Annotated in this window: 11 protein-coding genes; 7 read left to right on the top strand and 4 right to left on the bottom strand. The window is 64.3% G+C overall.

Annotated elements, in window-relative coordinates:
• The first annotated feature begins 8 nt into the window (after positions 1-8).
• Together ACNAOU_RS17090 and ACNAOU_RS17085 are read left to right on the top strand one after the other, a co-directional pair.
• Positions 9-881, top strand: a complete 873-nt coding sequence (locus ACNAOU_RS17090; protein ID WP_018776851.1) for a carbohydrate ABC transporter permease — start codon at positions 9-11, stop codon at positions 879-881.
• A 28-nt stretch (positions 882-909) separates the two neighbouring features.
• Positions 910-2343: a glycoside hydrolase family 32 protein gene (locus ACNAOU_RS17085; protein WP_422757305.1), complete on the top strand. Its 1434-nt coding sequence runs from the start codon at positions 910-912 to the stop codon at positions 2341-2343.
• A 105-nt stretch (positions 2344-2448) separates the two neighbouring features.
• On the opposite strand, the gene ACNAOU_RS17080 is transcribed toward ACNAOU_RS17085, so the two are convergent.
• Genes ACNAOU_RS17080 through ACNAOU_RS17070 form a run of 3 tightly spaced genes read right to left on the bottom strand, consistent with a single transcriptional unit; the run spans position 2449 to position 4778 of the window.
• The gene (locus ACNAOU_RS17080; RefSeq protein WP_422757304.1) at positions 2449-3498 is read right to left on the bottom strand and encodes a LacI family DNA-binding transcriptional regulator; all 1050 of its coding nucleotides are present in this window, start codon (positions 3496-3498) and stop codon (positions 2449-2451) included.
• 60 nt (positions 3499-3558) lie between these two features.
• The gene (locus tag ACNAOU_RS17075) at positions 3559-4152 is read right to left on the bottom strand and encodes a DUF2510 domain-containing protein (RefSeq protein WP_422757303.1); all 594 of its coding nucleotides are present in this window, start codon (positions 4150-4152) and stop codon (positions 3559-3561) included.
• Positions 4149-4778, bottom strand: coding sequence for a DUF2510 domain-containing protein (locus ACNAOU_RS17070; protein WP_026267033.1), 630 nt, complete (start codon positions 4776-4778; stop codon positions 4149-4151). Before ACNAOU_RS17070 ends, ACNAOU_RS17075 begins: the two co-directional genes overlap by 4 nt.
• Before the next feature lie 103 nt (positions 4779-4881).
• On the opposite strand from ACNAOU_RS17070, the gene ACNAOU_RS17065 reads away from it, so the two are divergent.
• The 5 genes from ACNAOU_RS17065 to ACNAOU_RS17045 all read left to right on the top strand — a co-directional run bounded on the left by ACNAOU_RS17065 (position 4882) and on the right by ACNAOU_RS17045 (position 12366).
• Complete coding sequence (locus ACNAOU_RS17065; protein ID WP_055971462.1) at positions 4882-5475, top strand: hypothetical protein; 594 nt, start codon at positions 4882-4884, stop codon at positions 5473-5475.
• A 60-nt stretch (positions 5476-5535) separates the two neighbouring features.
• The gene (locus tag ACNAOU_RS17060; RefSeq protein WP_422757302.1) at positions 5536-6555 is read left to right on the top strand and encodes an o-succinylbenzoate synthase; all 1020 of its coding nucleotides are present in this window, start codon (positions 5536-5538) and stop codon (positions 6553-6555) included.
• 75 nt (positions 6556-6630) lie between these two features.
• A complete protein-coding gene (locus ACNAOU_RS17055) occupies positions 6631-8721 on the top strand; it encodes a PhoX family protein (RefSeq protein ID WP_422757301.1) in 2091 nt (696 codons plus the stop codon).
• 838 nt (positions 8722-9559) lie between these two features.
• Positions 9560-11260 (top strand): 2-succinyl-5-enolpyruvyl-6-hydroxy-3-cyclohexene-1-carboxylic-acid synthase, encoded by a 1701-nt coding sequence (gene menD / locus ACNAOU_RS17050; RefSeq protein ID WP_422757300.1) that lies wholly within the window; start codon positions 9560-9562, stop codon positions 11258-11260.
• Positions 11261-11412: 152 nt separating this feature from the next.
• Positions 11413-12366, top strand: coding sequence for a hypothetical protein (locus ACNAOU_RS17045; RefSeq protein WP_422757299.1), 954 nt, complete (start codon positions 11413-11415; stop codon positions 12364-12366).
• Positions 12367-12475: 109 nt separating this feature from the next.
• On the opposite strand, the gene ACNAOU_RS17040 is transcribed toward ACNAOU_RS17045, so the two are convergent.
• Positions 12476-13270: an amino acid ABC transporter ATP-binding protein gene (locus ACNAOU_RS17040; RefSeq protein ID WP_018776842.1), complete on the bottom strand. Its 795-nt coding sequence runs from the start codon at positions 13268-13270 to the stop codon at positions 12476-12478.
• Between the last annotated feature and the right edge of the window lie 11 nt (positions 13271-13281).

The raw sequence follows: 13281 nt of genomic DNA, 5'->3' as shown, positions 1-13281 counted from the left end.
GGCCCGCCATGACAACCATTCAAGAACGTGTCACCACCACGGAGCCTGTCGTCACGCGGAAGAAGCGCGATTGGTCAGTGGCCGTGCGCGTCGTCGTCTTGCTGATCGCGTCCGTCTTTGTCCTGGGCCCCGTGCTGTGGACGCTGTCCACCTCGCTGCGGCCGCCGTCGGAATCCTTCAAACTGCCGCCCGCATTCCTGCCGCTGAACCCGGACCTGACCTCCTACGAGCAAGTGTTCAAACAGCTCAACATCGTGGCCCTGGTAGTGAACAGTGCCCTGGTGACCGGGCTGATCGCCGTCGGGCAGATGATCACAGCCGCCCTGGCAGGCTACGCGTTCGCACACCTGAAATTCCGGGGACGCGGCGCGCTCTTCTCCATCGTGCTGGCCACCATGATGGTGCCCGCGCAGGTGACGATCGTGCCGGTCTTCATGCTGATCCGTGGAGTAGGTCTCTCCGACACCTTGCTGGCGCTGATTATTCCGGCCATCCCGACGGCGTTCGGCACCTTCCTGATGCGCCAATACTTCATGGGGTTGCCGGGTGAGCTCGCTGAAGCGGCAGCCATCGACGGAGCCTCGCCATGGCGGACCTTCCGCTCCGTCTACGCGCCGCTGGCCATGCCCGGCCTGGCGATCGTTGGCATCCTGGCGTTCAACTTCCACTGGAACGAGTTCTTCAGGCCCCTCATCATGACCATCTCCGAGCAGAACTTCACCCTGCCGCTGGGACTGGTGTCGCTCCAAGGCAACCTCGGCACCGGAAGCATTTCAGTGGTCCTTGCCGGTGTTGTCCTCTCCATGATTCCCGCGCTGGTGGTGTTCATGTTCGGCCAGCGCGCGCTGCAGGACGGGCTCACCGCAGGCACGGGCAAGTAGTTTCCCACTCACTCTGAAAGGTGTTCCGTTGACGGACCTTGCCCTTGACTCTCTCTCCTCAGCTACGACACATCCGGATGCGGCGTTCCCGCGCTTCCACCCGCGGCCGGCGCAGGGCTGGATCAACGACCCCAACGGCGTCAGCTACATCAACGGCCGCTACCACGTGTTCTTCCAGTACAACCCGGACTCCGCCCGGCACCAGCAGATCCAGTGGGGGCACGTCAGCTCCCCGGACTTGGTCCGCTGGGAAGAGCACCCGGTTGCACTCGTTCCCCAGGCCGGTGGACCGGACTCCGCCGGGTGCTGGACCGGCGTGGTGACTTCCGACGACGGAGTGCCCACCGCTGCCTACTCGGGCGTTCAGGACCACGGAGGGCATTCGCAGGTTGTGATCGCGCGCGGCTCCTCGGATCTGGTCACGTGGGAGCAGGACGGGCACGTTGCCGTGTCCATGCCTTCCGACCCGCTGGTTACCGCCGTCCGCGACCCGTTTATCTTCCACTTCAACGGTGCCCGCTACGCCATGCAGGGAGCCGGACTGGCGGACGGTCGGGCCGCCTTGCTGCTCTACACGGTGGAGTCCCTGGACGACTGGAAGTACCAGGGGATTTGGCTGACCACGGCTGACCCCGTAGCGGCTGTCCACACACCGGCTGAGATCTGGGAATGCCCGCAGCTGGTGCAGGTTCCCGCATCTTCGGGTGGCTCCGCATGGGTCATGATGTTCTCGCTGTGGCTCTCCGGGGACGACCACGAGCACGCGAACGGCGTGGGCCACCTGATCGGTTCCATGACCTCGGATCCCGACACCGGTTTGCCCGTTTTCGTACCCGTGTCCGGCGGCAAGTCCGATCTCGGCCGGGACTTCTACGCTCCGCAGATCATGCAGCTCCAGTACGGTTCCGCTGATTCTGCGCCTGCGGCTCTCTTGTGGGGATGGGCCAACGAAGGCCCCGGACGCGACGGCCGGCGTGGCCGCACCCAGGAAGAAATCGACGACGCCGGGTGGTCGGGTGTCCTGACGCATCCCCGCGTTGTGTCGGTGGTTGACGGGGCGCTGGCAATCACTCCTGCGCCCGAGGTTGAGGCTTACCGGGGCACTGCCGTGGCTTCCGGTGCCGGCGGATCCGTGGCGCTTCCGGGGTTCGCCGAGGTGCTGGTCCGGGGTGCTGTGGCCGGGTCTGGTTCTTTGGGGGCCGGGGCGGGGTCTTTGGAGGCCGGGTCTTCGGGGGAGGTGCAGTTGGTCCTTGGTTCAGGGGACAACGCACAGGTGGTCTACTCAGGTCCCTTGGTCAGGGAGCTGCGGATCTTCATTGATGCATCCCTAGTGGAGGTGTACCAGTCCGGGACCGTTGCCACCACCCTCCGGGCCTACCCGGCTCCGGGGGAGGGCTGGTCCCTCAACCTCCCCGACGGCGCGACTGCCGACGTCTGGGAGTTGGCGCTGCCCGCCGAGTAATCCTTCACATTGCGGGGCCTGGTCTGCGGTCTATCCCTGTCTTTTGGGGCGCAGATCGGGCCCCGCATTGTTGGGCCCAGCAATGCACGGGCCTCATTGTTCAGCTCAGTGTGGTGCCGGGCCTGTCGACTCACGCACCACCAAGCGGCAGGGGACCATCGTCTCCATGGTGCGTGCCGCCGTCGTGCCTTCACCGCCCTCGATGGTGTCCAGCAGGGTGGTCATGGCCGCGCGGCCGATTTCACGCAACGGCAGGGCCATGGTGGTGAGGGCCGGGACCATGGTGTCCGCGATGCGGGCTTCGTCGTCGTAGCCCATGATGGACAAGCCCCGGGGGACACTTAGGCCCAAATGGGCTGCAGCCAGGGCGACGCCGACTGCCAAGCGGTCATTTGCGCACATGATGGCCGTCGGGCGATCGGCCGGGGACACGCCGTCGAGCAGTTTCATGGCGCCGTGGTAACCGGCATCAATGTCCCATCCCGCCATGAAGACCCGCTCGTCGCGGAACGGAACTCCGGCCAAGGCGTGGGCATCCCGGTATCCCTGGACGCGGAGCGGTGCTGCGGGAGAATCCTCGGAGCCGGCGAGCAGCGCGATGTCCCGGTGCCCCCATTGCAGCAGATGCTCCGTGGCCTCCCTGCCGCCGGTGACCTCGTCGGGAATGACGTGGTGAAGCTGCGGTTGCGGATGTTCGTCATAGCAATTGGCCAGCACGGACGGTATGCGGAGCATCCCCTGCGGGATCTCGATCGGTTTCAGGCCGACAGTGACGTACATGAGGCCGTCCACCTGCCGGTCCAGAAGCGTCTCGATTGCGCTCGCATCCCGGGCAGTATCGCGCTCGGTGTCCATGACGAGAGTTACGAATCCACGGCTGCGGGCGATGTCGTCCGCCCCGCCGATGATGTTGCCGTCGAACGGGCTCACCACTACTTCGTCGGACAGGATGCCGATAACCCTGGACCGCTGGTTCCGGAGGCTCAGCGCGATGGCGTTGGGGGAGTAGTTCAGCTCCTTGGCGGCCTGTCGGATGCGGTCCTGGCTCTCCTTGGCCACGTTCCCGTCACCGCGCCCGTTGAGCACCAGCGAGACCGCGCTCCTGGAAACCCCCGCCCTCTTGGCGACGTCCAGTGCGGTGGCCTTGCGGTTCATGGGCTTCCTCTCCTGCCGGTTACTCAGCAGTCTACCTAACGCGTGTGAGGGTGCGGTCTGTCAGGTCGGGTAGCCCAGTTCTGAGAAAACAGCCTGCATGAAAGAGAGCGATTTGACGGCCCCTGCAACCAAGTAGAGACCCCACGCTGCAACGATGACTGCGATGGGCCAGAGTCCACGGCGTGGGGCCACCTTGTGGAGGATCACCGCCCTGCCGATGACATAGGGCACTCCGCCAAGAAACGACCACGCCCAAGGGAAAGGGCGCACGACGCCGCGGCGGGCAAGCCATCTGTAGTCAAAGGCAGCGAGCAGCACGGTTGCACAGTAGGTAACGGCCAGCCCGATCAGGATCAGGAAGTAGGTCGTTGAGAAGGCGTAGCCGGGATCGATGGAGGCATAGCCGCTGCTGTTAATGTACGGACGGACCTCCACACTCCACGTCAGCATCAAGGCGCCCACGCCGAAAGGCAGGCAGGCGATGAGCCAGACGAAAGGGTTCTCAACGCCTTGGTCTTTGCCAAGCAACGGGCGTTGGGCGGGCGTCGATTGGAATGCGGGCGGGCCCACGCGGTCCGTCCAACCGGTGCCGTTCCACCACCGCAAACAGCGGGGATCAGCCGGGTCGGGATACCATCCCGGCGCCGCCGTCACGTGGTGACCGAGTATCCGAACTGCGAGTACATCGACTGCATGAAGTTGGACATCCAGATGCCCGATACCACCAAGCTGATCACAAACACGGCAATGGTTGCCCAGATCGGCCACAAGCCTCTCTTGGGGGCGACCTTATTGACGATGACCGAACGTCCAATCACGTAAACAACGGAATTGAGGAACGCCCAAGCCCAATGGAAAGGACGCTCGACGCCGGACTTCAGCAGGCGCTGACGGTCCAGGTACGCGAAGAACACCGACAGTCCGTAGGAGACGAAGCCCGACCCCATGAGCAGGAAGTACGCCGGGGTGTAAATGGAGAAAGGATCAACGGTAGTGACGCCCTGCCGGGTGGTGATCATCCTGAATTCCGGCTGCCAGGTCAGCATGAAAATGACCGAGACAAGCGGCAGGAACGTGATGACCCAAATGAAAGGGTTGTACACAGGAGTTTGCGCACTTATCTGCGGACGTGGCTGAGGAACCGGCGCCTGGTACTGCATGGTGCGCGGGGCCTGCTGGGCAGTCCACGCAGTGCCGTCCCACCAGCGCACGAACCTCGGGTCCGAAGGGTCGGGGTACCAGCCGGCAGGAGTTGTGGAACCGGGCATTGATTGAGTCATGTTTCCCCCACGTTGTGTTGTGACTTCGAGAATATCGCGGTTGCCGTCTCTCGGTTATCAGGCGACCTTCCCCAGAGGTTATGTGGCGGTGTAAGCATGAATAATGAGCTTCTTTGACGACCTCCCCGAGCCCCCTGTCCGGCAACCCCTGACACAGCCGGCTCAGCCGGAATGGTCGGGGCCGCCGTCGGGCGAACTGCCCGGTGTAGTGTCCCCCGGCGGCTTTGTACTCCGCGGTGCCAACGCGGTGGTGGCCCTGAAAATGGTGGAAGTCTTCTCTACGGGATGCCTCTTGGACCTCGTATGGTGTGTTCGGCGCTCAAACGAATCCGACCAGGAGTGGCGGGACGTCATGGAACGGAGCTTCCAGCGGCCCGGGCTGCCGGGAATCATGATCGGGGCAGGGCTCCCGGACGGGCGCAAGGCGTTTGCCGGGGCAACAAGGCCATCCATGTTCGAAGGTTCCGAAGAGGTTACGGGGCCGGTTCTCGTGGAATGGGGAGGTGCCGGCGGCAGCGCCGGGGATCAGCAGGCAGAAGGCTCTGCACGGTATTGGCTGTGGCCGTTGCCTGCAGAGGGGGAGCTGAAAATCGTTGCAAAGTGGGATAACCAAGGGTTGGCCGAAAGCACCTTGACAGTTCCCGGTGAACGGTTGGCAACGGCACGGGAAGAAGTGCGCGGGTACTGGTCGGAGTAGTTGTCCACATAGCCCGTTCGGCTTGTCCTGGGCCGAAAAGGCCGCCGGTACAGTGGCACTATGCCTGTTCGCCTTCCTGATCTCCAAGAACTTCTCGATTCCGCCTACGTCGTCTCGTTGCCCATGCGCGTGAAGTTCCGCGGCATCATGGAGCGCGAGACCCTCCTGTTGCGCGGACCGCTCGGCTGGGGAGAGTTCTGCCCTTTCCCGGAATACGACGACGACGAATCCTCCCGCTGGTTGGCGGCCGCCTTGGAAGCGGGCTGGCTTGGGTTCCCGGAAGCGTTGCGGGACGCAATACCGGTGAACGCGACGGTCCCCGCGGTTTCGGCTGACCGCGTCCCGGAGGTACTCGCCCGGTTCGGTCGCGTAGATGCAGTCAAGATCAAAGTCGCTGAAAAAGGACAGCAACTCGCCGATGACCTGGCGCGGGTAGTTGCCGTGCGCGAGGCCCTTCCCGATGCCGCCATCCGGGTGGACGCCAACGGGGGCTGGGACGTGGACCAGGCAGTGGACGCGCTGGGGAAGCTATCAGCTGTCGGCTTGGAGTATGCAGAACAACCCGTGCCGACCATTGACGGCCTGGCGGAAGTCCGCCGCAGGCTTTCTTCGGCGGGAACACCGGTCCTCATCGCCGCGGACGAGAGTGTTCGCAAGGAAGATGATCCCCTGCGCGTGGCACGGGCCGGCGCCGCCGACCTCATCGTGGTCAAGGTTGCCCCACTCGGAGGAGTACGCCGCGCCTTGGACATTGTCCAGCAAGCCGGGCTGCCCGCCGTCGTCAGTTCCGCACTCGACACCTCCGTAGGTATACGGGCGGGCCTTGCCCTCGCGGCTGCCCTTCCGTCGCTGCCGTACGCCTGCGGTTTGGGCACCGTTTCGCTGTTCGCGTCGGACATCACCGTGGATCCCCTGGTGGCCGACGACGGCGCCATCCGCTTGCGGGACACGGCCGCGGATACCGGGCTGCTTGAGCAGTATGCAGCTTCGGCGGAGCGCCGGGACTGGTGGCTGGACCGCCTGCGACGCGTCCACTCCGTCATTGCCGGGAACCAGCACCGTTTGTTCACCGGGTCTTAACCAGAGGGACCTCTCAGCTTTGGATTCCGCTGAAAGGCTCAGCGGGAACCTCGTACACACTCTGGAAGGTCCCCCATGTCTGAAACCACCGGACGCACGTTTCCGCTGCTCCCCATGCTCGGCCACACCAAAGGCAAGCGCAGCGCCGTAACCTGCGCACTCAAGTGTGACAACGCCTGTGCCGGCGATGTCTGCAACACCAGCGCCAACGGCTACTTCCGGGACATCGCCTCCACGGCCATGTCCCGCCGCGCAGCCCTGGGCCTCGGCGCGGCAGGTGCGCTCGCCGTCGTTCTTGGTGGTGCCGTAACCGGTGCTGACTCTGCAGTCGCCGATTCGGGCAACGGACTGTCCAACGCGGCCAAGAAGGGCTTCGAGAAGTCCAAGCTTCAGTTCACGGCCATCAAGCCGGTCGACGCCGCCGTCGACGCTTTCACCGTTCCCGAGGGCTTCGGCTGGAACCCCATCATCAGATGGGGAGACCCGCTGTTCGCCGACTCACCGGCTTTCGATATCACCAAACAGACAGCTGCCGCCCAGGCCCGTCAGTTTGGTTACAACAACGACTACACGGACATCCTGCCGATCCCGGGCTCCAAGGACCGCCGTGCCGTTCTCTTCACCAACCACGAGTACACGAACGAGAACATCATGCTGCCGGTCGGCTTCGACGCAGCAGAAGCCCGTGCCATCGGCCGGGCCGCCCACGGCCTGGCCGTCGTGGAGCTCGAGCGCAAGAACAAGAACAAGCCGTGGAGCTACGTCCAGGGTGCTGCCCTGAACCGGCGCTTCCTCACCGACACTGTGTACGAACTGACCGGTCCCGCCGCCGGTACCAACCTCGTCAAGACCATTGATGATCCCGCGGGCCGCTGGATCAAGGGCACCCTGGGCAACTGCTCCGGCGGCACCACGCCGTGGGGCACCATCCTCTCCGGCGAGGAAAACTTCAACGGCTACTTTGCGACACCTGGAACCAGCGACGCAGACAAGCGCTACGGCCTGTCCTCGAAGCCAACCACCCGCCAGTGGGAGCTCGACGAGCCGCGTTTCGACACCCGCAACTCCGGCTACGCCAACGAAAGCAACCGCTTCGGCTGGATCGTGGAAGTTGATCCGTTCGACCCCACCTCCACGCCGAGGAAGCACTCCGCCATGGGCCGCTTCAAGCACGAGGGCGCCAACGTCATTCTTGCTCCGGACGGCCGCGTTGTTGCCTACATGGGTGACGACGAGCGCTTCGACTACCTCTACAAGTTCGTCTCCAAGGGCAAGTACCAAGCTGGTGACTCCAAGGCAGCACGCAAGAACAACATGAGCCTGCTCTCCGAAGGCGACCTGTATGTCGCCCGCTTCACGGGCGACTCGCCTGCGGCCGAGATTGATGGCACCGGCAAGGTCCCCGCCGACGGAGCCTTCGATGGTTCGGGCGAATGGTTGCCTTTGGTTGTCGGCGGCGCCTCAGCAGTTCCCGGCATGTCCGTGGCAGAAGTTTTGGTGTACACGCGACTGGCAGCTGACAAAGTCGGCCCCACCAAAATGGACCGTTGCGAAGACGTTCAGCCCAACCTGCGCACCGGCAAGGTCTACGTGGCCTGCACCAACAACTCGGACCGCGGCAAGGCAGGCAAGGAAGGGGCGACCGAGGTCAACCCGCGCACCCTCAACCGGGATGGCCACATCGTCGAGATCACCGAAGGCAAGGAGCAGACCGGCACCAAGTTCAACTGGACCCTGCTGCTCGTGGCCGGTGATCCCGCCAAGAACAACTCCACGTACTTCTCCGGATTCCCGGCCAACAAGGTGTCGCCGATTTCCTGCCCGGATAACGTAGCGTTCGACTCCGTCGGCAACCTTTGGATTTCCACCGACGGCGCCCCGTCCACCATCGGCTACAACGATGGTTTGTTCAAGGTCACTTTGGAAGGCCCGGAGCGCGGCAAGGTAGAGCAGTTCCTGGCCGTTCCCCGCGACGCCGAAACGTGTGGCCCGATCGTCCACGACGAAGAGCGCACCGTGTTTGTCGCGGTCCAGCACCCGGGTGAGGAAGGCACGTTCGACGCGCCCCACTCATACTTCCCGGACTATGTTCCGGCCGGGGCCACCCCGGCTGCCGGCGCGATTCGGGCACCCCGCCCTTCGATCGTGCAGGTGTTCCGCAAGTAACTGAAACCCCGAAACGCTCCCTTACCTCCTGGAGGTAGGGGAGCGTTTCTGCACCCCCCCCAACGCTTGCTCACGTTCCGCGGGTTTGGTTCGGACGCTTGCTCACATCCCTCGGGTTTGGTTCGGACGCTTGCTCACATCCCTCGGGTTTGGTTCGGGCGCTCGCTCACATCCCTTGGGTTTGGTTCGATCGCTTGCTCACATCCCTCGGGTTTGATCCCGACGCTCGGTCATGTTCCTCGGGTTTGATCCCGACGCTTGCTCACATCGGGTTTGGTTCGGACGCTTGCTCATGGTTCCCGATAACCACGGATCCACCGCTATTCCGACAGCCCCATTGGGACGTCAACGAAGGTCCCGCCAAACACCCGGGGCGTGAGCAAGCGTTTGGTGGGAAGGGCACGGGGAGTGAGCAAGCGTTTGGGGGAAACGCACGGGTTGTGAGTGAGGGAGAGGGGGAAGCGCACGGGTTGTGAGTGAGGGTTGGTGGGAAGGGCGCGGGGCGTGAGCAAGCGTTTGGTGGGAAGCGTCTGGAATGTGAGTGAGGGTTGGTGGGAAGGGCGCGGGGCGTGAGCAAGCGTTTGGTAGGAAGGGCGCGGGGAGTGAGCAAGCGTTTGGTGGGAAGCACCTGGAATGCGAGTGAGGGCTGGTGGGAAGGGCGCGTGGCGTGAGTGAGGGTGTGGGTGAAGGGGCCGGGTTGTGAGTGAGGGTGTGGGTGAAGGGGCCGGGTTGTGAGTGAGGGTGTGGGTGAAGGGGCCGGGTTGTGAGTGGGGGGTGGGGGAAGCAGCCGGGATGTGAGCGAGCGATGGGGGACTGCAGCCCCCAATAGACTGGAGCGGTGACTTCACAGGACTCTCTGACTTCCATCGCCGCCGCCCGGATCGCCGTTACTGCATTGCTCGACGGCGGCGTGCGGCACGCGGTGGTGGCCCCCGGTTCGCGGTCGGCTCCCATGGCCTACGCCCTCGCCGAGGCAGAAGCCGCGGGGCGGGTCCGACTTCATGTCCGGATCGACGAGCGGGACGCCGGCTTCACCGCCCTGGGCCTGGCGCTCTCCACGGAAGCCCCGGTCGCGGTCCTGACTACCTCGGGCACAGCCGTGGGGAACCTCCTTCCCGCTGTGATGGAGGCCAACCACTCGGCCGTTCCCGTGGTGGTCATTTCCGCCGACCGTCCCGAGGAACTGCACGGTACCGGGGCGAACCAAACCACCATCCAACTGGACCTTTTCGGCGATCACGTGCGCTTCGCCGTCGACGTCGCCGCGGGGGACAACCCGCAGAAGGCAGTCGCCACTGCGCTGTATGCAGCCACCGGTGCGTTGGAGGACACGCCGCCAGGTCCGGTCCAGGTGAACATCGCCTTCCGCGATCCGCTGACGCCCGAGACCGGGGATGCCCTGCCGGATACGCAGGGACACGGCGTGTTCCATTACGACGCCGGACCGCAGGCTTTGGAGCTTCCGGCAGCATCCAGCGAACTTGCCGAGCGACGGACCGTGGTCCTCGCTGGCCATGATGCCGGACCGGTGGCGGAGGCCTTCGCCCGAGCTCACGGTCTTCCCTTGCTGGCAGAGCCGTCCTCGAACGCCCGCTTCGGCCCCAACGCCGTTGGTCCGTATCGTGTGCTGCTGGAGCACTTTGGTCCCGGTTCACCCGCTCCCATCGAGCGCGTTGTCCTTTTCGGCCGGGCCACCCTGTCCCGCCCCGTTGCAGCACTCCTGGCCCGCGAATCGGTGGCATCAGCGATCTACCAGCCTGTCCCGGTCGCTTGGTACGACGCCGGCCGACGCCGCGAAACGCCCATCGAAGCCCTCCCGGAACTGGCCGCTTTCGCCGGCCGCGGCCCGACTGAATGGCTCGATACCTGGCTTCTCGCCGGCGCCGCGGCCCAACATGCACTGGATGGCGTGCTCGCGGGGGAGAGCCTTGCCAACGGCCCGTCCGTAGGAGCCGCCGTTTGGGAACACTCCCGCGGCCAACTCGTCCTCGGCTCCTCCAACGGCATCCGCGACGTGGACCTCGCCGGCCATCCGCATCAGGGCCCGATCGCCACCGTGTACGCCAACCGTGGCCTCGCCGGCATCGACGGCACCATCGCCACAGCTACCGGAATCGCACTTGGCAGTGGACGCGAAACCACCGTCCTCTTGGGCGATGTCACCTTCCTGCACGACGCCGGCGGCCTGCTCCTGGGCCACGGTGAGCCGGTGCCGGACCTCCGCATCGTGGTGCTCAACGACTCAGGTGGCGCCATCTTCGCACTCCTCGAACACGGCGCCGTGGAAGACTCAGGCGCCTACGGCACCGCCGTCGAACGCCTCTTCGGTACCCCGCACTCAGTGGACATCGCGGCACTAGCGGCGGCGTACGGCGTCGGACACCAAACAGTAAGTACGACGGCGGAACTCGCCGATGCACTCAAGTCGCCCTTGAAGGGTCGCACCATCGTGGAGGTACGCGTGGACCGGGCGGGTCTGCGCGGACTCCATGCCCGAATCAAGGAAGCCATCAACGCCGCCGTGGGCCACGGAAACTGAGGCAGGCCACAGACACTGACGGGGGCCACCCAAATTTGGGTGTCGTCAGTCCGTTTTCCGGGCACTCAGCAGTTTGCGTGGCGAGCGGTGGGTTGTCCACATAGGCCAACTCTGCCCTCGTGCCGCAGAAGCGGCCCACGAAGACTGTTGGAATGCGAAGGCTACCCAAACTCATTCTCGCCAAGGACCTGTCCATCCTCGGAGGCGATTCAAGGCCATTGTCCATGGATGCGAAGGCCGGGAAGCTCGTCCGCATCAGGCACGGTGTCTACGTCGATGCCCCTCAATGGCAGAAGCTGGAGAGCTGGGAACGTTACGCCCTGAACGTAGAAGCGGCAGCGGTGTGCTTGACGGCTCCGACCATCTTCTCGCACCACTCGGCGGCGTCGATTCACGGAATCCCCACTATCCTGCGCCACCAGCCTGTTCATGCCCTGACGACTTACACCGGAGGAGGCCGTTCGCGTGCGGGGGTGAGACGCCACTTGGTAGCCGAAGGAAGCGAGCGGGCCCAGGAAATCAACGGCTTCCTGGTCACAGACAGGATTCGGACCGTACTGGACATCGCCGCGTCGGTTCCGTTTGCCGAGGCCGTTGTCCCGGTGGATTTCCTGCTGAACAGAAAGCGAAACTCCCAGCCTGTGACCAAGGAGCAACTCTTGGACGGCATCAGCGGGACTTACTCCAAAGCAGCGGTCAGGCGAATCACAGCGGCGGTAAAGTTTGGTGCCGGAAACTCCGGTTCACCCGGCGAATCCTATGCCCGCGGCTTGATGCACGTCCTCGGTTTCGAGATTCCTTTGCTGCAGTATGCGGTGAACACCTCAAGGGGAACGGTGTACACGGACTACTACTGGGAGGGGCTTGCGTTGGTTGGAGAATTCGACGGCCGCGAAAAGTACATGAAGCCGGAGTACTTGCAGGGACGTACGCCTTCCCAGATAGTGATCGAAGAGAAGGCCCGCGAAGACGCCATACGCGCCACCGGCCGAAGAGTGTTCCGGCTGGTGTGGAGCGACCTGACGGTGAGCAAGCTGGAACGCGTGCTTGAGGCCGCCGGGGTTCCCCGCCGTCGTCGTGCTTCTGCAGTCCACCCAAATTCGTAGGCGAACCGGAAACGGGAGGGCGACACCCAAATGTGGGTGTCGCCCTCCCGTTTCTGTGGCGCCAATCAATATGCGCGGCGCCGACGGCGCCAGCGGCGCCAGCGAAAAGCTACGCTTCCTCGACGCCGATGTGCGTCGGGTCAAGGACGCGGCGCAGGAATTCCTTGGTACGCGGCTGGGTGGGGGCGCTGATGACGTGCTCCGCAGGCCCTTCCTCCACGACGACGCCGGCGTCCATGAAGACCACGCGGTCGGCCACTTCGCGGGCAAAGCCCATCTCGTGGGTGACCACCAGCATGGTCATGCCTTCCTGAGCCAGCTTCCGCATGACCGCAAGGACGTCGCCCACGGTTTCAGGGTCCAGTGCAGAGGTGGGCTCATCAAAGAGCATGAGCTTCGGATCCATGGACAAAGCGCGCGCGATGGCCACGCGCTGCTGCTGGCCACCGGAGAGCTGGTCCGGGAAACGGTCGGCCAAGTGTCCCAGGCCAACGCGCTCAAGGTTGTGGCGCGCAACGTCGGCCGCTTCGGACTTGGAGCGCTTGAGCACTTTCATCTGCGAGATTGTGCAGTTCTCCAGCACGCTGAGGTGCGGGAACAGGTTGAAGTGCTGGAAGACCATGCCCACGCTTTGGCGCATCTTGTTGAGGTCCACGTCGGGGTCGGTCGCTTCGAACTCGCCCACGTTGATGGTGCCGGCGTTGGGGTGTTCCAGCAGGTTGACGCAGCGAAGAAGGGTGGACTTGCCCGAACCTGATGGTCCGATCAGGCACACAACCTGGCCGGGTTCCACGGTCAGTGAGATGCCCTTGAGGACCTCGTTGCTGCCGTAGGACTTGCGCAGGTCTTTGATGTTGACGCCGGCGGCGCGAACGGTGGCCGTGCTCCCAGTGGAGTTATTCATGACTGTCCTGC

This window comes from Paenarthrobacter sp. C1 (assembly GCF_049315185.1).
Lineage (GTDB): Bacteria > Actinomycetota > Actinomycetes > Actinomycetales > Micrococcaceae > Arthrobacter > Arthrobacter nicotinovorans.
This window is presented reverse-complemented; position numbering and strand designations above follow the sequence as displayed.